This is a genomic window from Sinomonas cellulolyticus, from assembly GCF_014656475.1.
Classification (GTDB): Bacteria; Actinomycetota; Actinomycetes; order Actinomycetales; family Micrococcaceae; genus Sinomonas; species Sinomonas cellulolyticus.
On the sequence record NZ_BNCM01000006.1, the window covers coordinates 71811 to 96656 of the forward strand.

The 24846-nt window shown below is 69.7% G+C and carries 26 protein-coding genes; 14 read left to right on the plus strand and 12 right to left on the minus strand.

What is annotated here, in order from left to right; all coding sequences use genetic code 11:
- Positions 1-89: 89 nt before the first annotated feature.
- Positions 90-1007: an alpha/beta fold hydrolase gene (locus tag IE231_RS09235; protein ID WP_189693829.1), complete on the minus strand. Its 918-nt coding sequence runs from the start codon at positions 1005-1007 to the stop codon at positions 90-92.
- Between the two features lie 179 nt (positions 1008-1186).
- A complete protein-coding gene (locus IE231_RS09240) occupies positions 1187-2014 on the minus strand; it encodes a DUF429 domain-containing protein (RefSeq protein WP_189693672.1) in 828 nt (275 codons plus the stop codon).
- A 102-nt stretch (positions 2015-2116) separates the two neighbouring features.
- On the opposite strand from IE231_RS09240, the gene IE231_RS09245 reads away from it, so the two are divergent.
- Together IE231_RS09245 and IE231_RS09250 are read left to right on the plus strand one after the other, a co-directional pair.
- On the plus strand, positions 2117-2914 hold the full coding sequence (locus IE231_RS09245) for an alpha/beta fold hydrolase (protein ID WP_189693673.1): 798 nt from the start codon (positions 2117-2119) through the stop codon (positions 2912-2914).
- Positions 2915-2947: 33 nt separating this feature from the next.
- The gene (locus IE231_RS09250; protein WP_189693674.1) at positions 2948-4282 is read left to right on the plus strand and encodes an MFS transporter; all 1335 of its coding nucleotides are present in this window, start codon (positions 2948-2950) and stop codon (positions 4280-4282) included.
- Positions 4283-4370: 88 nt separating this feature from the next.
- Here the strand turns inward: IE231_RS09250 and IE231_RS09255 are convergent, their stop codons facing one another.
- Positions 4371-5363, minus strand: a complete 993-nt coding sequence (locus IE231_RS09255) for an NADPH:quinone reductase (RefSeq protein WP_229866609.1) — start codon at positions 5361-5363, stop codon at positions 4371-4373.
- 90 nt (positions 5364-5453) lie between these two features.
- Between IE231_RS09255 and IE231_RS09260 the strand changes: the two genes are divergently transcribed.
- Positions 5454-6110, plus strand: a complete 657-nt coding sequence (locus IE231_RS09260) for a hypothetical protein (RefSeq protein WP_189693675.1) — start codon at positions 5454-5456, stop codon at positions 6108-6110.
- A 24-nt stretch (positions 6111-6134) separates the two neighbouring features.
- Here the strand turns inward: IE231_RS09260 and IE231_RS09265 are convergent, their stop codons facing one another.
- Complete coding sequence (locus IE231_RS09265; protein WP_189693676.1) at positions 6135-7025, minus strand: LysR family transcriptional regulator; 891 nt, start codon at positions 7023-7025, stop codon at positions 6135-6137.
- 108 nt (positions 7026-7133) lie between these two features.
- Between IE231_RS09265 and IE231_RS09270 the strand changes: the two genes are divergently transcribed.
- From IE231_RS09270 to IE231_RS09300, 7 genes are read left to right on the plus strand one after another with little or no spacing between them, the layout of a single operon-like run.
- Positions 7134-8162, plus strand: coding sequence for an amidohydrolase family protein (locus IE231_RS09270; RefSeq protein WP_189693677.1), 1029 nt, complete (start codon positions 7134-7136; stop codon positions 8160-8162).
- 14 nt (positions 8163-8176) lie between these two features.
- Positions 8177-8869: a 4-carboxy-4-hydroxy-2-oxoadipate aldolase/oxaloacetate decarboxylase gene (gene ligK / locus IE231_RS09275; protein WP_201896968.1), complete on the plus strand. Its 693-nt coding sequence runs from the start codon at positions 8177-8179 to the stop codon at positions 8867-8869.
- Between the two features lie 2 nt (positions 8870-8871).
- The gene (locus IE231_RS09280) at positions 8872-9807 is read left to right on the plus strand and encodes an amidohydrolase family protein (RefSeq protein WP_189693678.1); all 936 of its coding nucleotides are present in this window, start codon (positions 8872-8874) and stop codon (positions 9805-9807) included.
- A 1-nt stretch (position 9808) separates the two neighbouring features.
- Positions 9809-11206 (plus strand): protocatechuate 4,5-dioxygenase subunit alpha/beta, encoded by a 1398-nt coding sequence (locus IE231_RS09285; RefSeq protein ID WP_229866610.1) that lies wholly within the window; start codon positions 9809-9811, stop codon positions 11204-11206.
- A 34-nt stretch (positions 11207-11240) separates the two neighbouring features.
- Entirely contained in the window at positions 11241-12203 is a 963-nt protein-coding gene (locus tag IE231_RS09290; protein WP_189693679.1) for a Gfo/Idh/MocA family oxidoreductase, read from the plus strand.
- Positions 12200-13180, plus strand: a complete 981-nt coding sequence (locus IE231_RS09295) for an aldo/keto reductase (protein WP_189693680.1) — start codon at positions 12200-12202, stop codon at positions 13178-13180. The genes IE231_RS09290 and IE231_RS09295 overlap by 4 nt, the downstream gene beginning before the upstream one ends.
- The gene (locus tag IE231_RS09300) at positions 13177-13881 is read left to right on the plus strand and encodes a substrate-binding domain-containing protein (protein ID WP_189693681.1); all 705 of its coding nucleotides are present in this window, start codon (positions 13177-13179) and stop codon (positions 13879-13881) included. The genes IE231_RS09295 and IE231_RS09300 overlap by 4 nt, the downstream gene beginning before the upstream one ends.
- A gap of 134 nt (positions 13882-14015) precedes the next feature.
- Here the strand turns inward: IE231_RS09300 and IE231_RS09305 are convergent, their stop codons facing one another.
- Positions 14016-15083, minus strand: coding sequence for a sodium:calcium antiporter (locus IE231_RS09305; protein WP_189693682.1), 1068 nt, complete (start codon positions 15081-15083; stop codon positions 14016-14018).
- Positions 15084-15332: 249 nt separating this feature from the next.
- Between IE231_RS09305 and IE231_RS09310 the strand changes: the two genes are divergently transcribed.
- Positions 15333-15677: a hypothetical protein gene (locus IE231_RS09310; protein WP_189693683.1), complete on the plus strand. Its 345-nt coding sequence runs from the start codon at positions 15333-15335 to the stop codon at positions 15675-15677.
- Between the two features lie 30 nt (positions 15678-15707).
- Here the strand turns inward: IE231_RS09310 and IE231_RS09315 are convergent, their stop codons facing one another.
- The gene (locus IE231_RS09315) at positions 15708-16907 is read right to left on the minus strand and encodes an MFS transporter (RefSeq protein WP_189693684.1); all 1200 of its coding nucleotides are present in this window, start codon (positions 16905-16907) and stop codon (positions 15708-15710) included.
- 156 nt (positions 16908-17063) lie between these two features.
- Between IE231_RS09315 and IE231_RS09320 the strand changes: the two genes are divergently transcribed.
- Positions 17064-18017 carry a cation diffusion facilitator family transporter gene (locus IE231_RS09320; RefSeq protein WP_189693685.1) on the plus strand — a complete coding sequence of 318 codons (954 nt, stop codon included), beginning with the start codon at positions 17064-17066 and terminating at the stop codon, positions 18015-18017.
- Positions 18018-18053: 36 nt separating this feature from the next.
- Here the strand turns inward: IE231_RS09320 and IE231_RS09325 are convergent, their stop codons facing one another.
- From IE231_RS09325 to IE231_RS09345, 5 genes are all read right to left on the minus strand, one after another.
- Positions 18054-18845, minus strand: coding sequence for an IclR family transcriptional regulator (locus tag IE231_RS09325; protein WP_189693686.1), 792 nt, complete (start codon positions 18843-18845; stop codon positions 18054-18056).
- A 44-nt stretch (positions 18846-18889) separates the two neighbouring features.
- A complete protein-coding gene (locus IE231_RS09330; protein ID WP_189693687.1) occupies positions 18890-19588 on the minus strand; it encodes an HD domain-containing protein in 699 nt (232 codons plus the stop codon).
- A 92-nt stretch (positions 19589-19680) separates the two neighbouring features.
- Positions 19681-19980, minus strand: coding sequence for a hypothetical protein (locus IE231_RS09335; protein ID WP_189693688.1), 300 nt, complete (start codon positions 19978-19980; stop codon positions 19681-19683).
- A 52-nt stretch (positions 19981-20032) separates the two neighbouring features.
- Positions 20033-20341 (minus strand): hypothetical protein, encoded by a 309-nt coding sequence (locus IE231_RS09340; protein WP_189693689.1) that lies wholly within the window; start codon positions 20339-20341, stop codon positions 20033-20035.
- 518 nt (positions 20342-20859) lie between these two features.
- Complete coding sequence (locus tag IE231_RS09345) at positions 20860-21078, minus strand: hypothetical protein (protein WP_189693690.1); 219 nt, start codon at positions 21076-21078, stop codon at positions 20860-20862.
- A 310-nt stretch (positions 21079-21388) separates the two neighbouring features.
- Between IE231_RS09345 and IE231_RS09350 the strand changes: the two genes are divergently transcribed.
- Complete coding sequence (locus IE231_RS09350; RefSeq protein WP_189693691.1) at positions 21389-22405, plus strand: zinc-binding dehydrogenase; 1017 nt, start codon at positions 21389-21391, stop codon at positions 22403-22405.
- Between the two features lie 29 nt (positions 22406-22434).
- Positions 22435-23499 (plus strand): tellurite resistance/C4-dicarboxylate transporter family protein, encoded by a 1065-nt coding sequence (locus tag IE231_RS09355; RefSeq protein WP_189693692.1) that lies wholly within the window; start codon positions 22435-22437, stop codon positions 23497-23499.
- 10 nt (positions 23500-23509) lie between these two features.
- Here the strand turns inward: IE231_RS09355 and IE231_RS09360 are convergent, their stop codons facing one another.
- A complete protein-coding gene (locus tag IE231_RS09360; RefSeq protein WP_229866611.1) occupies positions 23510-24823 on the minus strand; it encodes an MFS transporter in 1314 nt (437 codons plus the stop codon).
- Positions 24824-24846: the final 23 nt, after the last annotated feature.

Below are 24846 nucleotides of genomic sequence, written 5' to 3' on the forward strand. Positions count from 1 at the left end.
CGGGCCATGGCAGCCCGGGAGATCGAGAAGATTCTGGAGTTCATCAAGTCGCACCTCTGAGGAGGAGCCAGGTCGGATTCTTCTTCCCGTCAGAGGGCGCGGCTGAACAGTTCGAGCGCGTGCTGCACCACAGCGTCGGGACGGTCGTCTGCGAGGAAGTGCGCGGCGCCGTCGACCATGTGGCCGGTGAGGTCGTCCGCGCGGTCCCCGTCCACGGCCAGCATGTCCGGGAGGACGGCGCGGTCGTCGCTGCCCAGGAGGGCGACTGTCGGTACCGTGAGGCGGTTCTGGCCGTACTTGCCCGAAACCAAACGCCCCATCTCCGGCAGAATCAGGTTCCTGTACAGCGCGGACCCCGCCTCGGGATGCCCCGGAGCATGCAGTCTCCGGGTGAAGACCGCGGTGTCCTCCTCGCTGATGGAATCGGTGAAGCCGCTGAGCAGGTGGTGGGGAAGTGCCCGGCCGCTCAGCACCCATGGCCCCAGCCCGGGCGCGGCGACCACCGGCTGGAACCACAGCTGGGCCAGACCCGCCAGCATCTGTGGCTTGAAGCCGAGACGGATGTAGGGATGCGGGCCGAGGCAGAGGTAGGCGCCGATCCGATCGGGGTAGTCGAAGCAGAGGCGATAGCCGATGAACGCACTGAAGTCGTGCGCGATGAGCCCCACCCGGGGGAGCGCCAGCGCATCGAGCAGGGCCACGACGTCGGCAACCATCCCGTTGACCGTGTAGCCCTCCGCGGGCGCGTCCGTCCATCCCGCGCCGCGCAGGTCCGGCGCGATCACCCGATAGCGCTCGGCGAGCTGCGGGATCACCTTGCGCCACTCCCACCAGTTCTGGGGGAACCCGTGGAGGAGGACGACGGCGGGCGCCTCCCGCTCGCCGGCCTCGGCGACGTGCATCCGCAGACCCGAGGGAAGCCCCACGAACCTGTGGGTCACTCCGGGGAGCTCGGGAAGGTCGCTCGGGTGTCCGTGCCCTTGGGGTGTATTGGGAGCATCCGGCATGTCGTCCACGACACCGTTGTACTGCTCGCAGCGCTTCGGGTCACTAGATCGCGCGGTCGTCGCTCTGAGGAGCCTCCGCGACCGCGGAGGCTCGTGAGCAGGCGGGCCGTCGAATGGTTCATGCGGTAGTACGTGCCCGACTCTGCCGATCGTCTCACCCTTACTTTGCTGCCCTCGCCTCAGACAGTGTGGCGCACCGGCAAGCCATTCCATCTTTGGCCCGTGGCGGGATTGATCCGGTTGTCATGGCCTGGAAGGAAGCGCGAGGTCGGCCGTGCAGGAGGGCCGCCGCACCCGCACTGGCACTCTCGGCGGTTCTCGTCGACGACGCGACGCGGGGTTTCGCGTCTGCTGCTGTGAGCTGGCGTCGCGGGGACGCGCTCGTACCTGTCGTGCAATTCGCGCACCGGAATGAGCATGGCGTCCCGGTCCTCACCGACCCAGGTGTGCGCTCCCTCGAGGGCGATGAGTCCGGTGAGGGCGCCGACAGCTGCATCTACCAGGTCGGCGCCAGCCAGTTCCGACTCCTTGATTCCCTGTGTGGCGAGCACCTGCCGGCGGAACCGGACCTTGTCGGTGAATTCCCCGATGTGCCCGGCCAGCGCGACCGCGGACGCGTGCGGATAGAACTCGGCCGCGGTCCAGAGCACGCTGCCGCCGGTGTACCGCGGGTAGTCATCAGCGAGTGCTGCGTAGACAGCCATTCCGTCGCGCATCCAGAGGTGGAACTGGCGGACGCGGTCTTCCGACGGCGTCGCATACAGGTTGATTCCCCGTCGCGTCAGATCCAGCTCGGCAGGCCTGCGGACGCCGCGCTCAGCCCATTGCGAGGGCGAATCAATGCAGACAACGTCGGGTGCCAGCGCGTCGACGGTTCGTTTGAGCAGGCCGAGATCCCGAATGTGGCGGATGCTCTCGACTATCCGGCGAGACGAGTCCAACGCCACGAGGTCGTGTCCCCTGCCGCCGATAAGAGCGACGTCGATACCGATGGCTGCAGCCTTCACTCAACAAGTTCACCGCCGTCGGCACCAAGCTGCAAGGGTCGCGTTCCCCCGGCCGGCACTCCTCTCCTTGCGGCCACCCACCCCGAGCCCTACCGTCGTCGCATGAGCGAACCGGCGCGTGCGCCTGCAGTTCAGGCCGTGGTGCTGGTCCACGGCATGTGGGGGGCGCCCCAGGACTGGCAGTGGGTGCGGGACCGGCTGGCCGCCCGCGGCGTTGAGGTTGTGGTCCCGGATCTCGTGTCCCATCGGGTTCCGGGGGCAGGGCTGCTCGACGACGTCGAGGTGGTGAAGGCTGCCTTGCGCTCTCTCGGCAGGGGACCGATCGTCGTGGCGGGCTGGTCCTACGGGTGCGATGTCGCCGGGATCTCCGCTGCGGGACACGAAAGCGTAGCGAGGCTGGTCTATGTCTCCTCGGTCCCCCAGCCCGTGCAGCCGCACACCCGCGACTCCTCGCTTTTAGACGGGAACCCTGCAATCGTCTGGGATGAGGAGGGCCAGTTCCTCCCGCGCGGCGGATGGTGGAATGAGGACCCGGGACTCACGGCGGCGGCGCGGGCCTTTCTGGACTCCCATCCCCGCAGGCCCGTCGGCAGGCGCACGCTCTCCGATCCGGTCCCTGCTGCGGCGTGGGAAAGCATTCCGACGACGGTCCTGCTCGGCGACAGCGATCCATTCAACGACCAGCAGAATGTGGCGCTTGCACGTCAGAGGGTCGCCGATGTGCGCATCGTGGCGTGCAACCACTTCATTCCCTTCAACCTGCCAGACCTCGTCGCGGACGTCATCCTGGAAGGGGCGGCCGGACTGACCGCGTCACCGCGGAACGTTCTGCACAGCAGAACAAACCGGCAGAATTCGCGTTACTCGGGTGTCAAGTTCTGCACAACAGAACTTTTTTGAGCCCACGACGTGCCGTACCTCACCCTGAGATGCATGTCACAAACCTCCTCGCCCGTTTCCGGCAACGACGCCGTGGGCCGCGCGGACGCCCCCTCGGGCCCGAGCCGGCGCGCCGCCGTCATCGCCGTCGCCATCTGCTGGGCCCTGGTCGTCTTCGACGGCTACGACCTCATCGTCTATGGCTCCGTGCAGAACAACCTCATCGAGAACACCGGCTGGGGCCTCAACGCGGCCTCGGCCGGCACCATTGGCTCGATGGCGTTCGTGGGCATGATGCTCGGCGCCGTCTTCGCCGGCCGGCTCTCGGACAGCTGGGGCCGAAAGAAGGCCATCATCCTGTGCACCGTGGTGTTCTCGGTGGCGACCGTCCTGTGCGCGTTCGCCCCCGGTGCGATCGCCTTCGCGGCGCTGCGCCTCGTCGCCGGCCTCGGCCTCGGCGGCCTCGTGCCGTCGGCGAACGCCCTCGCCGCCGAGCTCATCCCCGCCAAGTGGCGCGGCTCGATGGCCACCCTCATGATGTCCGGCGTGCCGATCGGCGGAACCATCGCCGCACTGCTCGGCCTCGGCATGATCCCGGCCTTCGGCTGGCAGTCGATGTTCCTCGTCGCTTTCATCCCCCTCGTGGTCTTCGTGCCCCTCGGCCTGCGGTTCTTCCCCGAGACGCTCGGCGCAGCGCGGACGGCAGCCGAGGACGCGGCGTCGGCCGCTGCCGTCTCGGAAGGCGCCCCGCGCGGCGGGTTCGGTGGCCTGTTCCGCAACGGGTTCGGCTGGATCTCCGTCCTGTTCGCCGTCTCCACGCTCTTCACGCTCTTCGCGTGGTACGGCCTCGGCACCCAGCTGCCCAAGATCATGCGCGACTCGGGCTCCGACCTCGGCCCCGCACTGACCTTCACGATCGCCCTCAACCTCGGCGCGGTGGCCGGCTCCATCATCACCGCGTGGGCCGGCGACAAGTTCGGGACCGTCAAGGTCTCCGTCATCGCCGCGGCGCTCGCCGGCGTCGGACTCGTGGCACTCATCGTGGCGCCCGCCTCGAACACCGTGTTCATCTACGCCGCCCTCGTGGTGGCCGGCGTGGGCACCCACGGCACCCAGTCCCTCGTGATCGGCGCCATCGCCTCGCACTACCCGAGCGAGCTGCGCGGCACCGCGCTCGGCTGGGCCCTCGGCGTGGGACGCATCGGGGCGGTCCTGGCCCCGCAGCTCTCCGGCCTCCTCCTGGCCACGAAGACCATCCCGCCCGCAACGAACTTCCTCATGTTCGGCGGCGCTGCGCTCCTCTCGGCAGTGTTCCTGGGGGTCATCGTGGCCCGCGACGTCCGCGGACGCCGCTCCGCCGCGGCGCTCACCCCGGAGCCTGTCGCCTAGGAGCACTGCACCTTCCTGACGCACGACGGCGCGTGGCCGGCTTCCGCACGGAGGCCCGCCGCGCGCCGTCGCGCGTCACGGCGTGACGTCAGGGAAGGACCAGCACCCGGCCCCGGACGCCTCCGGTGGCCATCGCCTCGTGCGCCTGCGCCGCGTCAGCGAGGCGGAACGTCGCGCCGATCCGGGAGACCAGCCTCCCTGCCGCCAGGAGGCCGTTGATCACGCGCGCCGCCCTGGCAAGGTCGGTGACCGAGGCGTTGCTGATGGCGAAGCCCAGCAGCTTGGCATCCCGCGTGTACAGGTCGCCGACGGGCAGGACCGGCGCGGCATCCATGCCAGCCATGAGGATCGCCCGGGCGCCGAGGCGCAGGAGCGGCGCGGTGGTCTCGAAGTCGTGGTGGCCGCTGGTGTCCCACCACACGTCGATCCCGTCCGGTGCCGCTTCGGCGATCCTTCCCGCGAGCCCCGGCTCGCGGTAGTCCAGCGTGACGTCCGCTCCCAGCGAGCGGCACCATCCGGCGTCGGCCGCCGATGCGGAGGTGAGGACGCGGGCGCCCATGGCCTTGGCCAGCTGGATGGCCGCCCCGCCGACAGCTCCGCCGCCCCCGGCCACGTAAACCGTCTCGCCCAGCTGGAGCTCCGCCTCGCGCACGAGGCCCAGATAGGCCGTCGCCGCGGCGTGCAGGACGGGAGCGGCGGCCGAGGGGGCGACGCCCGTGGGCAGGGGATAGAGCCTGTCCTCCGCCACCACCGCATACTCAGCGAAGGCGCCCTGCCGCCCGGCGTGCCCGAGGCTGTTGGTCCAGACCCGGTCTCCGGGGACGAACCCGACGACGCCCGGGCCCGCCTGCTCGACCGTGCCCACGAGGTCCCGCCCGATCACGAACGGGAAGGGAGTCGCGGTCCGGTACGCCCCGGAGCGGACGAACAGGTCCACGTGGTTGACGGTGCTGGCCTCCATCCGCACGAGCGCGTCGGTCGGCCCGATCTCCGGCACGGGCAGGTGCCCCACCTCAATGTTCTCGGTGCCGCCGAGCCGGCGGACGAACGCCGCCCGCATGGTCCGCGCCGTTCCTGCCATCGGATCCTCCCGCCTCGAGTGGCCTCATCCGACCGTACGCCCTCTCACGGAGCGAGCATCGCCTCACAGGCGCGTGGGTACGCTTGGTCCATGGCCCCTTCCGCACCGACTCCCGAGACAAGACGCGATCCTCTCGCGCCGCAGGCTGTTGCGGACCTGCTCGCCGCATCGCCCGTCCGCTGGTGGCTCTCGGGCGGCGTCGCGCTCGACCGCTGGCTGGGCGAGCCCATCCGCGAGCGGCCCAACACGGACGTGAGCGTGGTGCACGGCGACCTGCCGCAGCTCGTGGCAAGCCTCCCCGCAGGGTACGAGGCGTGGGCCGTGCGCGACGAGGAGGAGCTCGTGCCGTTCGCGGAGGTCGGCCCGAGCGACGAGGTGCAGCCCGTGCTCGTGCGCGACGTCGAGAAGGACGCGTGGGTGCTCAGGATCAACGTGGAGGACGGCGCGCCGCGCGCGTGGGTCTACAAGCGGGACCCCCGCCTGCAGCTGCCGTGGGACCGTGCGGTGCTGGACATCGGCGGCATTCCGACCGGCGCCCCCGAGGTGCAGCTCGTCTGGAAGGCCCTGCGACCGCGGCCGGAGGACGACGTCGACAAGGACGCCGTGGTGCCCAAGCTCAGCGACGAGGCGCGCGCCTGGTACGAGCGCTGCATCCTCTCGATCCACCCGCACTCCTCGTGGTCGATCCACGTGCGCAGCCCGTTCGCCCCGGCGAAGGCGAGCTGGAACCGCAAGCGGAGCAGCTGAGGGCCGCCGCTACTGCTCCGGCCCCTACTCGCGGACGGCGCCCAGGACCAGCGAGCGGAACCACCGCTGCGCCGGCGTCAGGCTCGCATCGCGCCGGGTGTACAGGGACACGGGGGTGCTCTGGCCGGGCCACGGCAGATCGGCGATCAGCAGGCCGGGGAACCAGCCGCAGAAGACCTCGGCCACGTGCCTCGGCAGCAGCACCACGAGGTCCGTTGCCTCCAGCACGGCAGGCACCGTCGCGTACTCCTCGACGGTGAGCACCACCTGCTGCATGAGCCCGTTGTCGGTGAGCACCTGCAGCGGGAAGATGTGGCCGCCGCGGGCCGAGACCCGGAGGAAGTGGCGGCCCGCGAACATCCCGGGCCCCGTGGGCGGGAGGGGGTGGGCGCCCGAGACGAGGGCCACGTACTCGACCGCGCGCACGTGCGAGCGCCAGAGCCCGGGGCTGCCGATCATCGAGACCGTGATCGCGAGGTCGATCGTCCCCCGGGTGAGCCCGTCCTCGACCTCGCCCGAATCGAGTCTCTCCACCTGAAGGTGCGGGCGCGCGCCCTCTTGCGCGAGCGCCGTCATGATGGGCGGCAGGAAGGTCTGCTCGCCGATCGAGGTGAGTCCGAGCATCAGCTCGCCGGTGAACTTGGCGGGGTCGAACGCCTCCGTCTCGTTGACGGTCGCGTCGATCTGGGCGAGTGCCTCCTGGATCGGCCCGAACAGCTGCGTGGCCCTCGAGGTCGGCACCATGTCGTGCCCCTCGCGCCTGAACAGCTCGTCCCCGAACCGCGTCCGAAGCCGCCGCAGCGTGTAGCTGACGGTGGGCTGCGTGACATGCAGCCGCTCGGCCACGGCGGTGACGCTGCGCAGTTCATAGAGCACCACAAACGTGCGAAGCTGGTTCAGATCGGTGAAGGCCACCTATAGATGGTATCTATGTGGGCCGCGGGAAAAATCTATTCGACTGCATCCGGGCCCCTCCCTAGCATTGAGATATACCCAGCCTCAACGTGACAAGGACGACACTCGGTGATCATCGACATCCACGGCCACTACACGACGGCGCCGGCCCAGCTCGGTGCTTGGCGCGATCAGCAGATCGCCTTCACCGAGGGCAAGGGTGAAGCCCCTGATCCGGCGGCGCTGAAGATCTCCGACGATGACATCCGCGAGACCATCGAGGCCAACCAGCTCAAGCTCATGAACGAGCGCGGCAGCGACCTCACGGTCTTCAGCCCGCGCGCCTCCTTCATGGCCCACCACATCGGCGACCTCGAGGTCAGCAAGACGTGGGCCCGCATCTGCAACGACCTGGCCGCACGGGTCAGCGAGCTCTTCCCCGACCGCTTCCTCATGGGCGCCATGCTGCCCCAGTCCCCGGGCGAGGACCCGGCCACCACGGTTGAGGAGCTGACCCGCGCCGTCGAGGAGCTCGGCGCCGTCGCCGTCAACCTCAACCCCGATCCCTCCGGCGGCAAGTGGACCGCCCCGGCACTGACCGACCGCTCCTGGTACCCGGTGTACGAGAAGCTCGTTGAGTACGAGATCCCCGCGATGGTCCACGTGAGCACCTCGTGCAAGCCCGTCTTCCACACCACCGGCGACCACTACCTCAACGCCGACACCACGGCCTTCATGCAGCTGCTCAAGGGCGACCTCTTCCGCGACTTCCCCGACCTCAAGCTCGTCATCCCGCACGGCGGCGGTGCGGTGCCCTACCACTGGGGCCGTTTCCGGGGCCTCGCGATGGCCCTGGGCAAGCCGGAGCTCGAGGAGCACCTGCTCGGCAACGTCTTCTTCGACACGTGCGTCTACCACCAGCCGGGCATCGACCTCCTCACCAAGGTCGTCCCGACGGACAACATCCTCTTCGCGAGCGAGATGATCGGCGCCGTCCGCGACATCGACCCGCGCACGGGCCACTACTTCGACGATACGAAGCGCTACGTCGACGCCACCGAGAACCTGACCGACGCGCAGCGCGCGCAGGTCTTCGAAGCCAATGCCCGCCGCGTGTACCCGCGCCTTGACCGCGCCCTGACCGCGCGCGGGCTGTGAACAGGAGGAATCCCTTGCGACTGAACAACCTCGGCATCATCCGCACCAACATCGAGCGCCCAGACCCGAAGGACGTGGCCCGCCTCTCGCAGTTCGGCGTCGCCACGATCCATGAGGCGATGGGCCGCGTCGGGCTCCTGCGCCCCTACATCCGCCCCGCCTACACGGGCGCGAAGCTCTGCGGCCCGGCCGTGACCGTGCTGCTGCAGCCGGGCGACAACTGGATGTTCCACGCCGCGGCCGAGCAGGTACAGGAGGGCGACGTACTCGTCGCCGGCTGCACCACGGAGAGCGAGGACGGCTTCTTCGGAGAGCTGCTCGCCACGTCGCTGACCGCCCGCGGCTGCAAGGGCCTGGTGATCGACGGCGGCGTGCGCGACGTGGCCGACCTCGAGAAGATGGACTTCCCGGTCTTCTCCCGCGCCATCAACGCCAAGGGCACCGTCAAGGCCACGCTCGGCTCCGTGAACGTCCCGGTCGTCGTGGCCAACGCGCTCGTCAACCCCGGTGACGTTGTCGTCGCCGACGTCGACGGCGTCGTCGTGGTGCCCCGCGAGCTCGCCGGCGCGGTCGCCGACGCGAGCCAGAAGCGTGAGGACAACGAGGAGTCGAAGCGGCAGAAGTTCCGCGAGGGCGTCCTCGGCCTCGACCTCTACGGCATGCGCGAGCCGCTTGCCGCCGCCGGCCTGACGTACGTGGAGGAGTGACCATGGCACACGGAGACACCACCGGCGGCTTCGAGAAGACCCCCGGCTGGCTGGACTGGTACGACGGCCCCACCAAGCCCACGTTCCAGCTGCCGCCCGGGGCGGTCGACGCCCACTGCCACGTGTTCGGCCCCGGCGCCGAATTCCCCTACGCACCGGAGCGCAAGTACACCCCGTGCGACGCCTCGGCGGAGCAGCTCTTCGCCCTGCGCGACCACCTCGGCTTCGAGCGCAACGTGATCGTCCAGGCGACCTGCCACGGCGCGGACAACCGCGCGCTCGTGGACGCGCTGCGCCGCAGCCAGGGCCGTGCCCGCGGCGTCGCGACCGTCCGCCGCGACGTCACGGACGAGCAGCTCGCCGAGCTGCATGAGGCCGGCGTCCGCGGCGTCCGCTTCAACTTCGTCAAGCGCCTCGTCGACCGGGTCCCCACCGACTCCCTCGAGGAGATCGTCGCCAAGATCGCCCCTCTGGGCTGGCACGTCGTGATCTACTTCGAGGCCGCGGACCTGCCGGACCTCTACGACTTCTTCTCGAGCATCCCGACCGACGTCGTGGTGGACCACATGGGCCGCCCCGACGTGACGAAAGACCCTGACGGCCCCGAGTTCGAGCTCTTCCTGCGCTTCATGCGCGAGAACCCGAACGTCTGGACCAAGGTCTCCTGCCCCGAACGGCTCAGCGTCACCGGGCCCCGCGCCCTGGACGGCGAGCAGCACGCCTACACGGACGTGGTCCCGTTCGCCCGTCGCGTGGTTGAGGAGTTCCCCGACCGCGTCCTGTGGGGTACCGACTGGCCCCACCCCAACCTCAAGGACCACATGCCCGACGACGGGCTCCTGGTCGACTATATCCCCCAGATTGCGACGACCGAGGACCTGCAGCAGCGGCTCCTCGTCGACAATCCCCAGCGCCTCTACTGGCCCGAAGGAGCATGACATGGCACTCGACAAGCCGTACAAGCAGGTTCCCGGCACGATCATCTTCGACGCCGAGATGGCCCGCAAGGGATACCATCTGAACCAGTTCTCGATGTCGCTGATGAAGCCCGAGAACCGCGAGCGGTACCTCGCCGACCGCGAGGCGTACCTCGACGAGTGGCCCCTCTCGCCCAAGCAGCGCCAGGCTGTGCTCGACATGGACCTCAACGCCATGATGGCGGAGGGCGGCAACATCTACTTCCTGAGCAAGATCGGCGCCACCCACGGCCTGAGCTTCCAGCAGATGGCCGGCTCCATGACGGGCATGTCAGAGGCCGCCTACCGCGACATGATGATCGGCGGCGGCCGCCGCCCGGAGGGCAACCGCGCCAAGGACCTCGACGGGTGGGTGCCGCCGGCGCCGCACGAGAAGTCCGAGACCATGCGCGAGAACGCCCCGGCGAAGTACACCTCGGCGCTGTTCACCTCCCACGTGCCGGCGATCGGCGCCGCGATGGACCTCGGCAAGACCCAGGAGCCGTACTGGAAGAAGGTCTTCGACGGCTACGAGTGGACCCGCAAGTGGGCCAAGGAGAACACGCCCGACGTCGTCATCCTCGTCTACAACGACCACGCGACCGCGTTCGACTCCTCGATCATCCCGACCTTCGTGCTCGGCACGGGCGTCGAGTACCCCGTGGCCGACGAGGGCTACGGCCCCCGCCCGGTCCCGGATGTGAAGGGCTACCCCGAGTTCGCCGCGCACATCGCGCAGTCCGTCATCCAGGACGACTTCGACCTCACCCTCGTCAACGAGATGGTCGTGGACCACGGCCTCACCGTGCCGCTCTCGCTCGTCTTCGGCGACGTCAAGGAATGGCCCTGCAAGGTCATCCCGCTGGCCGTCAACGTCGTGCAGTACCCGGTGCCCTCCGGCCGCCGCTGCTACGAGCTCGGCAAGGCCCTGCGCCGCGCCCTCGACAAGTGGGACGGCCCCGAGCTCAACGTGCAGATCTGGGGCACCGGCGGCATGAGCCACCAGCTCCAGGGCCCGCGCGCCGGCCTCATCAACGAGGAGTGGGACAACGCGTTCCTCGACCACCTCATCGCCGATCCGCTGGGCCTGACCGAGTGGGACCACATGGAGTACGTCGACGAGGCGGGCTCCGAGGGCATCGAGCTCGTGGACTGGCTGATCGCCCGCGGCGCGATGGACGACCAGTTCGGCGGCCAGGCGCCCCGAGTCGACCACCGGTTCTACCACGTGCCGGCCTCCAACACGGCGGTCGGGCACCTCGTGATCTCGAACCCGGTCGCACCGCACGTCGACTCCGCCGACGACACGGTCGTGGCCGAGCCCGCGGATCAGGCGCCGGCCCCCGAACCCGCGGAGACCGCGGCCGTTCCGAACGCCTGACACCCTCATCCGGATCCGCGAAAAGGAGTAACGAATGACCGACACAATCCGCGTCGCCGTCGTCGGTGCCAACGGCGCCTTCGGCATGAAGCACCTCGACGGACTGAAGAACATCGAGGACGCCGAAGTGACCGTCGTCAGCGCCACCTCGCAGGAGAAGGCGGACGGTGTGGCCGCGAAGTACGGCGTGGCGAACGCCGTCGTCGGGCTTGACGCCGTGCTCGAGCGCGACGACGTCGACGCCGTGATCCTCGCGACCCCGACGGGCCTGCACGCGTCGCAGACGCAGGCCGTGCTCAAGGCCGGCAAGCACGTCGAGGTCGAGATCCCGCTCGCCGACTCCCTCGCCGAGGCGGAGGCGACCCTCGCCGCTGCCGAGGCGGCAGAGGCTTCCGGCCGCGTCGCGATGGTGGGCCACACGCGCCGCTTCAACCCCTCGCACCAGTTCGTGCACAACCGGATCACCGCCGGCGAGTTCAACGTGCAGCAGATGGACGTCCAGACGTACTTCTTCCGCCGCACCAACACGAACGCCAAGGGCGAGCCCCGCTCGTGGACCGACCACCTGCTGTGGCACCACGCCGCCCACACGGTGGACCTGTTCGCCTACCAGGCCGGCAAGATCGTCCAGGCCAACGCCATCCAGGGCCCGATCAACCCCGATCTCGGCATCGCCATGGACATGTCGATCCAGCTCAAGAGCGAGACCGGTGCCATCTGCACCCTGTCGCTGTCCTTCAACAACGACGGCCCGTTCGGCACCTTCTTCCGCTACATCGGCGACACCGCGACCTACATCGCGCGGTACGACGACCTGTACACCGGCAAGGACGAGCAGATCGACGTGTCGAAGGTGGCTGTGAGCATGAACGGCATCGAGCTGCAGGACCGTGAGTTCATCAGCGCGATCCGCGAGGGCCGCGAGCCGAACTCCTCGGTCCGCCAGGTCATCGACTGCTACCGCGTGCTCGGCGCGCTCGAGGAGCAGCTCGGATGACGTTGGCCCTTCCGAGGATCGGCCTCGGCTGCATGTCGCTGAGCCACGCCTACGGCGTTCCGCCGACCGTCGAGGAGGGCCTGGCCTTCCTCCGCACGGCGCTCGACGAGGGCGTGAAGATGCTCGACACCGCCACGCTGTACGGGGGTGGCCGGAACGAGGAGCTCGTGGGCCAGGCGATCGCCGGGCGCCGCGACGAGGTGCTCCTCGCGAGCAAGTGCGGCATGGCGATCGTCGACGGGGTCAAGAGGATCGACGGGCGCCCCGAGACGCTGCGCGCGCAGGTGGACGCGTCGCTGGGGCGTCTCGGGGTCGACCACATCGACCTGTACTACCTGCACCGCTGGGACAAGCAGGTGCCGATCGGGGAGAGCGTCGGAGCGCTCGCAGAGATGGTGTCCGCCGGCAAGATCGGCGCGATCGGCCTGTCCGAGGTGTCGGTGCAGCGCCTGCGCGAGGCCCAGGCCGTCGCGCCGATCGCAGCGGTGCAGAACGAGTACTCGCTGTGGAGCCGCAATCCCGAGCTCGGCATGCTCGACGCGACCCGGGAGAGCGGCGTCGCACTGGTGGCGTTCTCGCCCCTCGCGCGGGGCTTCCTCAGCGACGGGTTCGCGGACCCGGACGAGTTCGCGCCGAAGGACATCCGCCGGAACATGCCGCGGTTCCAGCCGGAACACTGGCCGGCCAACGCGTCCCTCCTGCCGCAGTGGCGCGCCCTTGCGGCCGAGGCTGGCTGCACCCCGGGCCAGCTCGCGCTTGCCTGGGTGCTCTCGCGCGGAGAGAACGTCGTGGCGATCCCGGGGACGACGCGGGTGGACCACTTCCGCGAGAACCAGGCCGCGGCGGACCTCACGGTCGACGCCGGTCTGCTCGCCCGCGCGGGCGAGCTCATCGGAACCTCGACCGTCTCGGGCCCGCGGTACGCCGAGGCTGCATCCCGCGAGGTCGACGCGGAGTCCTTCGAGGACGCCGCGTGAAGGCGATCTCCTCGATGGCCACCCGCCACGTCCTGGCCGATCTGGGCTCGGCCGCCGTGGCGGCCGGCCTGCCCGAGGTGGAGCTGGAGTCGGTCGGCGGCGTGGACGCCGCCCAGCGGGTCGCGGACGGCGAGCAGCTCGACCTCGTGTTCCTCGCCCAGGATGCGCTCCAGCGGCTCGCCGACGCCGGGCACGTGGAGGCGGAGTCGCTGACGCCGCTCATGCTCTCCCAGGTCGCGGTGGCGGTTCCCTCGGGCTCCGACGAACCAGCCTCGCACGGGGGCGGCTACGCGTTCCCCGACGCCGCGGGCCTGCGCGCGGCCCTGCAGCAGGCCGGCCGGATTGGCTACTCGACCGGGCCCAGCGGCGTGGCGCTCGTGAAGATGATCGAGGGCTGGGGCCTGGGGGAGGAGCTCGGGGACCGCATGGTCCGCGCCCGCCCGGGCATCCCGGTGGCCCGCTCCCTCGCCGAGGGCGAGGTCGACCTCGGCTTCCAGCAGCTCAGCGAGCTCGTGGGGCAGACCGGTGTGCGCATCCTGGGGGTGCTGCCGCCTGACTCCGCGATCGACACCGTGTTCGGCGGCGCCGTCGCCACCGCGTCCAGCGACCCGGCAGCGGCGCGCGAGGTGCTGCGGTTCCTCGCCTCGGACGCGGCGGCCCCGATCCTGGCCGCGCACAGCTTCGCACCGGTCGCCTCGTAGCGCAGCCTCACGGGGCAGCGTGGCAGCCTCAGCGTCGCAGCCTCATAGTGCGGCGTCCCGGTGCGCACGACGGCGGGTGCCCGCCCGCCGTCGTGCGCGTGCGACGATGAGGTCTGCTCCAGCGCGGTGCACCCCTACGAGGACGAGGCGACGGCGAAGAGCCCTGCAACGCCGAGCAGGTAGAGGACGAGCACGATGAAGGAATCGGCGCCCATGCCCGCGATCCGGCGCTTGGGCCGGAAGATCAGGCTCATGGTGTAGACGAGGGTCAGCAGGATCGCCAGCGCTGTGAGGTAGATGTCCGTGTTGTGCGCCTGCGGCAGGACGGGCTTGCCGGAGATGAGCACTGCCACGAGGAAGAGCACGGGCAGGAAGGCGTTGCCGCCGAAGATGTCGCTGACGGCGAGCTTGTAGTCCCCCTGCTTCACGGAGGCCAGGCCGGTGGAGATCTCCGGCAGGGACGTGGCCACCGCGAGGAAGGTCGCCCCGAAGAGGACCCCCGAGAGGCCGATCTGACCGGCAATCGCGTCGCCGCTGCGCTCGAGCACGACGCCCGCGACGAGGGTGGCGACCGCGGCGATGAGGAAGATCAGTGCGGCGCGGCCGGTGCTGACTTTGGTGCCCTTGCTGCCGTCTCCCGGGTCCTTGCTGTGCCCCTGCGGCTTGGACTGGGCCCCGGGGGCATTGCCCTGCTCGTGCCATGGGAGCCCCTTCTGGCTGCGCTGGACGGCGAGGAGCCCCACGACCCACACGGCTGTGATGAGGAGGGCTGCGGGAGTCACGTGGAACGCGACGAGGCTCGAGGGCATCTGGCTGCCGGCCACCGCGACTCCGAGCACGCCGACGACGGTCACCGCCTCGATCACGAGGGTCAAGGACGAGGCCCGGTACATCAGCGGGTCACCCCTGTGAGTGCCGAACGCATCGAGGACCACGAGAACCACCGTCTGGACGGCGATGCCGCCGAGGATGTTGCCCACCGCGACCCCGAGGTTGCCCGAGATCGCCGCGCTGACGGTGATGGCGATCTCGGGCAGGTTCGTGGCGAGTGCGAGCAGGATCAGGCCGCCCAAGGCGGAGCCCAGGTGCAGCCTCGCGTCCAGGACGTCGGTCTGCTTGGAGAGCTGGATGCCCGCGATCCAGACGACCGCGGCGGCAGCGACGAAGAGCAGAAGGAGTGCCCATAACGGCCAGGACGACATGCGGGAACCTCCGTTTCCTCGGGGGCCCGGGTGGGATCGTCCGGGCCGGCTTCCGGGGTGCTCATTCCCGCCGTTTGCGCAAAGCAAACAATTGCGTCTATGCAAGCAATGTCCGAAGAAGGGGCTTAGAGCGGTGCAGTACCCTGCGCTCGACCCTTGCGGTCGAGGCTGGGCGCATCTAAAATCTTGAATGAGATCTTTAGAAGAGCGGAGGGCCCACGCCAGCCGCAGACGATCCGAGGCACTGACATGGTCTTCCCGCCGAGAATCGACATCCTCTACATCGAAGGCTGCCCGCATTGGCGCGAAGCCCTCGAGCTCACACGCTCGGCGGCCCGTCTGGCCGGCGCCGCCGAGGTGGACGTCATCGCCGTCGAGGTCAGCAGCCCCGAGCAGGCACTCCGGCTCGGCTTCGCCGGTTCGCCCACCATCCTCGTCGACGGGGTCGACCCCTTTGCCGGCGCCGCGACCGGGAACCTCGCCTGCCGGCTCTTCCGCACCCCGCACGGACCGTCCGGGCTGCCGGACAGCGTGCAGCTGGCGCAGGCCATTCGCGCTGCCATGGCGGGACGGGCCGGCACCCCCACTGCCTGAGGCCGCGCGCCGTGCCGAGTCCGTCCGGCCCTACCGGCCGCGCGCCGTCAGCCGTTGCCCGGCCACCACGAGCCCGACGGCGAGCACGAGCCCCGCTGAACCGCTCACCAGCAGCGGGACCTGCCCGGCGTCGCCCCACGCGAGCCCGGCCCAGACCCCAGCCACGAGGATCGCGCCGCCGGTGAGCCCCTGGAACAGCCCCTGCGCGCGGCCCTGCAGCGAGGCGGGCGCGAGGCTCGAGACCCAGGCCTTCCCCACGCCGTCGGTCGCGGCCGTGAACCCGCCATACACAATGAGGATGGGGAACACCCACAGCGGGTCTCCGATGAGCCCGAGCCCGAGGTAGCCCACCGCGAAGCACACGAGCCCGATCGCGTAGACGTGGTAGCGGGGGATCCGGTCGGACAGGGCGCCCGCCGGGTAGGAGAGCGCCGCGTACGCGACGTTGTACAGGATGTAGGCCGCGATGACGCCCTCGGTGGACAGCCCGAGATCGTGCGCGCGCAGCAGCAGGAGCGAGTCCGGGAAGTTCACGAGGGAGAACACCGTCAGACCGCCGATCAGCAGTCTCAGCCGGGCCGGGAGGCTCGCCGACTGCGCGGGGTGCGCGGCCGTCGTCGTGCGCTCCGCCGCGCCGCGCACGACGACGGCCGGCACCGTGCGCCGTTCCCGCACCGCAGCGACGAGAGCCACCGAGAGGACGGCCGGGACCACGGCGACCCACAGCAGCGGTGGGATCTGCCGGCTGAACGCCTCGTACAGGACGAGGCCGATGCTGGGGCCGATCACCGCGCCGAGCGTGTCCGCCGTGCGGTGGAAGCCGAAGATGCGGCCGCGGTTCGCAGTGTCCGCGCCCTCCATCAGGAGGGCGTCGCGGGGAGCGCCGCGGATGCCCTTGCCCAGCCGGTCAACGCAGCGTGCCACGAGCACCACGGGCCACGACCCGGCGAGGGCGATGATGAGCTTCCCCACCGCGGCGAGCCCGTAGCCGAACCCGATGAGGCGGCGCTTCGACGAGCGGTCGGCCAGACGGCCGGCCCCGATCTTGGTCAGCGAAGCGACACCCTCGGCCGCCCCCTCCACCACGCCCACGACGGCGGCGGGCGCCCCGAGGACCACGGTGAGGAAGATCGGCATGATCGGGTAGAGCAGCTCGCTCGCGGCGTCTTGCAGGAGACTCACGCCGGAGAGCGTTGCGACGTTGCGCGTGAGCCAGCGGGGGCGGGGCATGGCACAAGCCTTGCCGCTAGGGCCCGTGAGGCCAAGGGTGCGTGCGGCACGCGCGCCCGTTTCCGGGCATATTCCCAGCACCACGTGTTCAATGTCCTTCCCTGCGGGTATCCCCTCACCGGCCCCGAACGGGTGCCATGAGTGCGAGGAGGGGCCATGGCGGCTGGCGGTGGCAAGAAGGCGGTCGTGGCCGCGCTGGGCGCAAACCTCGGCATCGCGCTGCTGAAGTTCCTCGCGTACCTGCTGACCGGCGCGTCGGCCATGCTCGCCGAGTCCGTCCACTCCGTGGCGGACTCAGGCAACCAAGTGCTGCTGCTCGTCGGACGGAAGACCTCACGGCGCCTGCCGGACGAGCGGCACCCGTTCGGGCACGGGAGCAGCCGGTACGTCTACGGCTTCGTGGTCTCGATCGTCCTGTTCAGCCTCGGCGGCCTGTTCGCGCTCTACGAGGCGTACGAGAAGTGGAGGCACCCGCACGCCATCGAGGGCCAGTGGTGGTGGGTGCCGCTCGCCGTCCTCGCAGGCAGCATCATCCTGGAGGGCCGCTCCTTCCTCGTGGCCGTCAGCGAGTCGAAGGCCGCGCGCGGGAACCAGTCGTTGGTCCGCTTCATCAGCACGGCGAAGGCCCCCGAGCTGCCGGTCATCATGCTCGAGGACTCCGCCGCCGTCGTCGGGCTCCTCCTCGCCCTCTTCGGGGTTGGCATGACCCTCCTGACCGGCAACGGGGTGTGGGACGCCGTGGGCACGGGCTGCATCGGCGTGCTGCTCGTGCTCGTCGCCGCGGTGCTCGCCGTCGAGATGACCTCCCTGCTGCTCGGGGAGTCCGCCGGGAAGCCGCAGCTCCGCGCGATCCGGGCAGCCCTCGAGGGGGAGGGACGGAACCGGGTGCTCGAGCTCAAGACCATGCACCTCGGCCCCGAGGACATCCTCGTCACCGCGAAGATCGCCGTGCGGGGGTGCGATACCGCCGCTGACCTCGTTGACAGGATCAAGGCGGCCCGTCGCCGGATCCGCGAGGCCGTCCCGGCCGCGAGCCACATCTGCATCGAGCCCGACCTCGAGGGGGAGGGCTCGCGTGCGGAGCCTGCGGAGGGTTCGCAGGCCCGATGACGCACCCCGCGGGGTGCCGTGACACCGCCCGGCGCCTCAGCCGCCGATCTTGGCGCTCGCGCGTAGCGTCTCGAGCGGGATGTGCGCCGTGGCCCGCTCGATCTGCGCCGAGATCCCCCTGAGGGTGGGAAGGTGGCGCAGCATGGTGGGGGCCTGCGAGGAGAGGACCACGATCCCCAGCCCCGCCCCGATGCTGCCGGTGTGGAACACCGGCACCGCGATCGAGGCGGAGCCGAGCCGCACCTCCTCCGCGGTGGTGCCATAGCCCTGCTCGCGGATCTGCGCGAGCTCCTCAGCCAGCCGCACAGGGTTGATGTGGGTGTACGCAGTGGGCTGCTCGAGGTGCCGGTGGAAGTAGGCGTCGCGGACCCACTCCTCCTCGAACGCAAGGATCACCTTGCCCACGGCAGTGGCGTGCATGGGCAGCCGGCCGCCCACCCGGGAGGCACGGGGCACCCGCTTGGTGCCGTACACGCGGTCGATGTAGAGCACCTCGTGCCCCTCGCGGATCGCCAGATGCGAAGTCTCGCCCGTGAGCGAGAACAGGTCCTGCACGAAGGGGTGCGCGGTGTCGCGCAGGGCGCGGCCGGCGTTCTGGCCGAGCTCCCAGAGCCGGATCCCGAGCTGGAGCCTCCCCTGGGGGTCCCGGGCCAGGGCTCCCGAGTCGACCAGCTCCGCTACAAGCCGGTGCGTGGTGCTCAGTGGCAGGTGCGCGGCCTCGGCCAGTTCGGACAGGCTCAGCGAGCGGCGGCCGGACTCGAACGCGAACAGCAGCGCGAGCACCTTGGAGGTGACGCTGCGGCCGGGCTCGCTGCTCCCACCCGCCATCTCGCCTCCCGCAGTGACTCGGCCCGTCCAGGGGCGCCGTGGTCTCAGGGCAACTCTAGCGCCGCTCGCTGAGGCCAGAGGTTCGCCGATTCCACCGCCGCGAGCCCGAGGGCGAGGGCTTTGGCCGCATCGGTGAACAGGTGGGCATGAACCCTGGAGCTGCACAGCCGCAGCGCCTGGCCGCGGTCGAGCCCGAACCAGTCCATGACCGTGTCCAGCCCGTGCGGAGTCAGGCGCCAGACCTTGTCAGCGTCCTTGACGATCGCATCCTCGATCGAGAGCGCCTCGCGCCGCGAATCGTGGCCGTCGATGATCTCCACGATGCGCGCCACGCGCTGCGCCGGGACCCCGATCTCGGCCAGGATCTCCGCGGCGAGCCGCGCGCCTTCCTTCTCGTGCAGGAGCACGAGGTCCGGCCGGCCGCCGCCCGGCGCGATCGCCTCCAGCACCTCGTCCGCCGGCACCCGCGACCAGCCGATGTCGTGCAGCATCATCGCCGGCAGCACCACGCCCGCGTCCGCGTCAGGATGCGCCGCGAGCAGGGACCGCGCGATCGCCACCGCGTACAGCGTGTGCGCATCGTTGCTGCGTACGTCCAGATGCACGACGGCGTGCGGCCAGATCCGCTCGAGCTCGTCGTCGCGCCCGTCCCCCAGGCCGAAGGCCCCCTCGGCCTCCGCCGGGATGGAGGAGGCGACGTCCCGGCCCACGAGGTTTGCAGCAGGAGTCAGCTTGAGACGCATGGAGCCAGTGCATACCGGATCGGGAGTCCGGCGCCACTCCCTGCTTCCACTGGCCGGAACCGGGAGCGCGTGGCCCCCGGTTCCGAGGGCGGTCAGCCCGAGATCACCTCAATCTCCCTGCATACGCAGCTGTCGCCGCTGCAGGCACAGATCCACGCTTTGACGGGAACGGCTTCTGCCTGGAGATTGCTCTTGGTCTCCCTGACCACCAGCGTCTCCACGGGACTTCCTTCCCGCTCTGCCTCGAAGCTGGCGAGCTTCCCGTCCTTGACGACGGCATATACGGCTGCGCCGTCGAGGTGGAAGTCCAATCGGTGCCGCCCGTCTCCCTTTCCGGCGATCTCACCGGTGGAAATGCGCGGACTGTCTTCAAAGGTGTATGTGCGCGGCATTCTTCCTCTCCTTTTTTCGCTAGCAGCGGCCCTCGTAGCTGACGACCCTGCCCTACCGCCCTCCCGGGCATTCGATCGGATAGCAGTTGAATGAGCCGTCGGAGCTCAGGATGCAGACCATGCACCGGACGGGCATCATCTGCGGCTTGAGGGATTCCGCCTCGACCTGGAACGTCTTGGTCTCGAGCGTCTGCCCGTCTCGGGTTCCTTCGAAGCTCATGATCTTGCCGTCCTTCACCACGGCGTAGATCCTGGCTCCGTCATCGAAGCGACCCTCCAGTTCCCGGCGGCCGTCTCCTTGGGCGGCCAACGATGCCGTCGGGTAGGGGTCACCCTCATGGACAACGTACTTGGTGGGCATTTCTCGTCCTATCTCGTGATGGGTGGGGGATTGTCGGCCTCTTGGTCTCGACCCATGTGTTCCCGGGCGGGTGCTTCCGTGGCCCGGGCGGCTGCTTCCTTGTCCAGCGCCTCTAGGGGTATGAGGTTGTTCCGTCGAACGTTCGTGCAGACAGAGCACGCGAACTTCCCGTCTTGGGCGAACCAGCGGCACCTCGAGCGAATAGCGCATCGCGGCAGTTCTCGGTCTTCCGTTTCCGTCGCCACACCGACCAAGGTGTCCACGAGATTGCAGCGCCCACCTCTCCAGTGGGCGCATCCGCTGCTGCGGCACGGGGATGCGAAGCGGAGGAGGTCTCCGACGGCGCTGTGGTCGAGGTCGTGTGCGGCGCTTCCGAGGGGGATCGCGGGACGCAGGTACGCGAGTTCCCCTTCCACGCCTTCCACGGCGAGAATGACGGCACCCTCGCTTGGCGGGGCGCTCGGGCACAGCGGTTCGACGGAAGGACCCCTTCCTGGTTCAGCCTCCATCGCCGGACGCTATGCGGTGGGATCCACGGCGACCAGTCCGCTGAGCTGGCCGCCGCTCGGACCGAGTCCTTCTGGCTTCAGCGGACGGAGGACCTGCGGGAGTCCCAAGCGCGTGATTGACTGCGCCACAGCCGAGCGGATGGCTTCATCAATTGTCTTCGTCTGTTCATCGGTGAGTTCTGCCCCCTCAAACTTCACCACGAATTGCGTTTCCTTGCGCTTGTCCATGATTCAACCCCATCTCGAATCTCGTTGATCGCATCAGGCCGCCCGAGATATCTATCCGCAAAGGACGCCAGACATTGTCCTGGCATCTTCACGTCCAGAAGGTGTGGTATTTCCCCGCAGCGGCGGCTCCGTCTGCTCGAAGCCGGCAGTGATGACGTCTCCGAGAATAAGTCTGTCAACTGGATGATTCAAGATGAGATCCACTGTCAGAAGACTATAAGTTTCTTTACGGATCTAGTAATTACTTGTCATTTCAACATGAATCGCCCGGCGCAACCGGCTGTTCTCCTGCGAGGGCTAGGATCCAGCCGTGAGACAGGCTGTGATCACCGCCGCGGGCGGAACCGACCGGATCGTACCCAGAGAGGCGCCGGACCCCGTCCCGCGCCAGCGCGAGCTGCGGATCCGCGCAAGGGCGAGCGGGGTCAACTTCGCTGACGTCCTGGCCCGCCGGGGCCTGTACCCGGACGTCTCCCGGTTTCCCGCCGTGGTCGGCTACGAGGTCTCCGGGACCGTTGACGCGGCAGGGCCCGAGGCGCCCCAGGAGTGGGTGGGGCGTGACGTCGTCGCGCTCACGCACTTCGGTGGCTACGCCGATACCGTGTGCGTCCCCCAGGAGCAGGTGTTCGAGAAGCCCTCAGGCCTGTCCCACGAGGAGGCGGCTGCGCTCCCGGTGAACTACCTCGCAGCGTGGCAGCTCATGGTCGTCATGGGCGCCCTGTCCGAGGGTGAGACCGTGCTCATCCACAACGCCGGCGGGGGAGTGGGCCTTGCCGCGCTGGACATCGGGCGGCACGTCGGCGCCCACCTGATCGGCACCGCCAGCGCCCGGAAGCACGCGTTCCTCGCGGAGCGAGGGCTCCACGATGCCATCGACTACACGGCCCAGGACTGGCCCAAGGAGGTCATGCGCCTCACGGGCGGGCGCGGCGTCGAGCTCGTCCTCGACCCGTTCGGCGGCCGCCATCTGCGCCAGAGCTACCGCGTGCTGCGCTCCACCGGGCGCCTCGGCATGTTCAGCGTCGCCGGTGCCGTGTCGTCGAGACTGCCGGGGAAGCTGGCCCTGCTCGCCCTCGTGGCCCAGCAGCCGCTCTTCAACCCCGTCCCGCTCATGAACCGGAACCTCGGGGTGTTCGGTGTCAACATAGGGCACCTGTTCGGCGAGGCCGGGAAGGTGCGCACCTGGATGGAGGCGCTGCTGGAAGGGGTCGACGACGGGTGGGTCCGTCCGCACGTGGACCGCGCCTTCCCCCTTGAGGCCGCCGCCGAGGCGCATGCCTATCTTGAGGAGCGTCGCAACATCGGCAAAGTGGTCCTCGTGCCCTGAGCCGGCGCCCTCGCCTTAGGCTGGAGGCCATGACCACAGGTGTAGCGTCGGCCGGATCCCGCTTCGCCGAGGCCGTGCAGACACTCACCCCCGGGTACTTTGCGCTCACCATGGCCAGCGGCATCATCTCTGTGGGCCTCGAGCTCGAGAGCATCCACTGGCTCTCGGCCATCCTGCTCGCCGTGTGCGTGGTTTCCTACGCGGTGATCCTCGTGCTCAACCTCGTCCGGCTCGTCCGGTTCAGGGCCTCCATGCGGGACGACTTCATGCACCCCGGCCGCGCCTTCGGGTTCTTCACGTTCATCGCCGGCACGGACGTGCTCGGCGTCAGGCTCGGCATGGCCGGCTGGCCGGCGGCGACGGCGGCGCTCCTGTGCCTGGCCCTGCTGGCGTGGGTGGTCCTCGGCTACGTGATCCCGTGGACCGCGGTCCTCGGCCGCGCTGAGCGACCTGTGGTCAAGGACGCGAACGGCACCTGGTTCATCTGGTGCGTGGCGAGCCAGTCCGTGGCCGTGGCCGCGGCGACGGTGGAGCCGCTCGCCGGGCCGGACTGGCGCTCCTGGCTTGCGGTCCTCGCCGTGGTCGCGTGGTCGGTGGGGCTCATCCTGTACGCGGCCGTAGGCATCTTCGTCTCGCTGCGGCTCATGACCTACCCGATCCGGCCGGAGGACCTGCGCCCGGCCTACTTCGTGGCGATGGGCGCGATGGCCATCAGCGTCTTGGCCGGCGCCAGGATCGTTGAGATGGCCGGCGCCCCGATGGTGGACGCCACGCGCGGGCTCGTGGCCGGCTCCTCCGTGGTGTTCTGGTCGTTTGCCTCGTGGCTGTTCCCGGTGCTCATCGCGGCCGGGTGGTGGCGGCACCTGGTGCACCGCGTTCCCCTGTCCTACGAGCCGGGACTGTGGAGCGTCATCTTCCCTCTCGGCATGTACGCCGTGGCGGGGATCTACCTGGGCCGCGCGGACAACCTGCCCGTGGTCACGGCCATCGGGCGGGGGGAGCTGTGGGTTGCGGTCACGGCATTCCTCGCCACATTCGCGGGAATGCTGTGGCACCTGTGGAGCACGCTCGTGCGCCCGCGGTCCTCCACCTAAGCCCCCGCTGTCAGGCCTCCTGGCGCGACTGGACGGCGTGCGGGAGCGCCATGAGCGCGAGCACGGCCAGCACGGCAGCCGCGGCGAAGACGTAGAAGCCCCACGGGTAGGCCACGCCGAGAGTCACCAGCGTTCCTGTGACGGCCGGGCCGAGGATGGCTCCCATGCGGCCCACACCGGCCGAGAAGCCGAGGGCCGTGCCGCGCAGGTGCGCCGGGAACAGCTGGGAGACCCACGCGTAGACGAGCACCTGGGCGCTGAACACGAACACGCCGGTGACGAACACGGCGGCGTTGAGCAGGAGCTCGTTCTGCATGCGGAAGCTCAGCGCCGCCAGCAGCACCGCCGAGACTCCGAACCACAGGAGCACGATCCGCTTGGTCCCGTGCTTGTCCGCCAGCCAGCCCGCCACGAGCAGCCCCGCCACAGCGCCGACGTTGAGCACGAGCAGCAGCGTGAGAGAGGAGCTCATCGAGTACCCGGCCTCCGCCATGAGCGTGGGCAGCCACGTGTTGAGGCCGTAGACGAGCAGAAGGCCCATGAACGAGGCGACGGCGATCCCGAGTGCCACGAGCGGGTACGGCTTGCGCAGCAGCGAACGAAACCCGGCCTTTTCTGCGCGCCCGGCGGCCGCAGCGGACTCCGACGGCGCGGCGGACGACGACGGCGCGTCACCGGCGTCGTGCGCGGAACCCGCGGCAGGCGTCGCCTCGGGGGCCGCGGGAAGGGACTCGGGCAGCTTCGCCCACAGGAAGGGGAGCAGCACGAGGCCCGCGATGCCGCCGGCGATGAACATGGCGCGCCAGTCGGGCATGATCACGAGCGCGAGGAACGCAGTGGCGACGGCGCCGGCGTGGTAGCCGGTCATGGTGCGGGTGGTGTTCGAGGCGCCGGAGCCGGCCTTCGCATAGTCGTTGATGTAGGCAAGGGCGGCGGGAAGGCACGCGCCGAGGCCGAGGCCCGCAAGCAGGCGGAAGGCGCTGAAGAGCGCGACATTCGGCGCCGCGACCACGGCGAGCGTGAACACGGAGAACCAGGCGACGCAGGCGATGAGCAGCCGTCGGCGGCCGAACCGGTCCGAGAGCGGCGCGATGAACAGGGCGCCGAGACCCACGCCGACGAGCGAGATCGTGGCCGCGAGCGTCGCGCCGACGGGGTCGAAGCCGAGCTCGTGGGTCTTCAGGAGGGTGGGGATGACGGCGCCCAGGACCACGAGGTCGAATCCGTCGAGCACCATCGCGAACCAGCAGAGCCAGACTGGCCACTGGGAGCGCACGGTAGTGCCGGCGTGGGTGCCGGAGGGGGTGGGCAGGACTGTGGACATGGAGAACCTCGGAAATGCTCAGG

What these genes read in the sequence shown, in the direction of transcription:
- IE231_RS09235 (WP_189693829.1), bottom strand. Translation starts at nt 1,007, where the DNA reads ATGCCGGATGCTCCCAATACACCCCAAGGGCACGGACACCCGAGCGAC.
- IE231_RS09245 (WP_189693673.1), top strand. Translation starts at nt 2,117, where the DNA reads ATGAGCGAACCGGCGCGTGCGCCTGCAGTTCAGGCCGTGGTGCTGGTC.
- IE231_RS09250 (WP_189693674.1), top strand. Translation starts at nt 2,948, where the DNA reads ATGTCACAAACCTCCTCGCCCGTTTCCGGCAACGACGCCGTGGGCCGC.
- IE231_RS09255 (WP_229866609.1), bottom strand. Translation starts at nt 5,363, where the DNA reads ATGGCAGGAACGGCGCGGACCATGCGGGCGGCGTTCGTCCGCCGGCTC.
- IE231_RS09260 (WP_189693675.1), top strand. Translation starts at nt 5,454, where the DNA reads ATGGCCCCTTCCGCACCGACTCCCGAGACAAGACGCGATCCTCTCGCG.
- IE231_RS09280 (WP_189693678.1), top strand. Translation starts at nt 8,872, where the DNA reads ATGGCACACGGAGACACCACCGGCGGCTTCGAGAAGACCCCCGGCTGG.
- IE231_RS09285 (WP_229866610.1), top strand. Translation starts at nt 9,809, where the DNA reads ATGGCACTCGACAAGCCGTACAAGCAGGTTCCCGGCACGATCATCTTC.
- IE231_RS09290 (WP_189693679.1), top strand. Translation starts at nt 11,241, where the DNA reads ATGACCGACACAATCCGCGTCGCCGTCGTCGGTGCCAACGGCGCCTTC.
- IE231_RS09295 (WP_189693680.1), top strand. Translation starts at nt 12,200, where the DNA reads ATGACGTTGGCCCTTCCGAGGATCGGCCTCGGCTGCATGTCGCTGAGC.
- IE231_RS09305 (WP_189693682.1), bottom strand. Translation starts at nt 15,083, where the DNA reads ATGTCGTCCTGGCCGTTATGGGCACTCCTTCTGCTCTTCGTCGCTGCC.
- IE231_RS09310 (WP_189693683.1), top strand. Translation starts at nt 15,333, where the DNA reads ATGGTCTTCCCGCCGAGAATCGACATCCTCTACATCGAAGGCTGCCCG.
- IE231_RS09315 (WP_189693684.1), bottom strand. Translation starts at nt 16,907, where the DNA reads ATGCCCCGCCCCCGCTGGCTCACGCGCAACGTCGCAACGCTCTCCGGC.
- IE231_RS09320 (WP_189693685.1), top strand. Translation starts at nt 17,064, where the DNA reads ATGGCGGCTGGCGGTGGCAAGAAGGCGGTCGTGGCCGCGCTGGGCGCA.
- IE231_RS09325 (WP_189693686.1), bottom strand. Translation starts at nt 18,845, where the DNA reads ATGGCGGGTGGGAGCAGCGAGCCCGGCCGCAGCGTCACCTCCAAGGTG.
- IE231_RS09330 (WP_189693687.1), bottom strand. Translation starts at nt 19,588, where the DNA reads ATGCGTCTCAAGCTGACTCCTGCTGCAAACCTCGTGGGCCGGGACGTC.
- IE231_RS09335 (WP_189693688.1), bottom strand. Translation starts at nt 19,980, where the DNA reads ATGCCGCGCACATACACCTTTGAAGACAGTCCGCGCATTTCCACCGGT.
- IE231_RS09340 (WP_189693689.1), bottom strand. Translation starts at nt 20,341, where the DNA reads ATGCCCACCAAGTACGTTGTCCATGAGGGTGACCCCTACCCGACGGCA.
- IE231_RS09345 (WP_189693690.1), bottom strand. Translation starts at nt 21,078, where the DNA reads ATGGACAAGCGCAAGGAAACGCAATTCGTGGTGAAGTTTGAGGGGGCA.
- IE231_RS09355 (WP_189693692.1), top strand. Translation starts at nt 22,435, where the DNA reads ATGACCACAGGTGTAGCGTCGGCCGGATCCCGCTTCGCCGAGGCCGTG.
- IE231_RS09360 (WP_229866611.1), bottom strand. Translation starts at nt 24,823, where the DNA reads ATGTCCACAGTCCTGCCCACCCCCTCCGGCACCCACGCCGGCACTACC.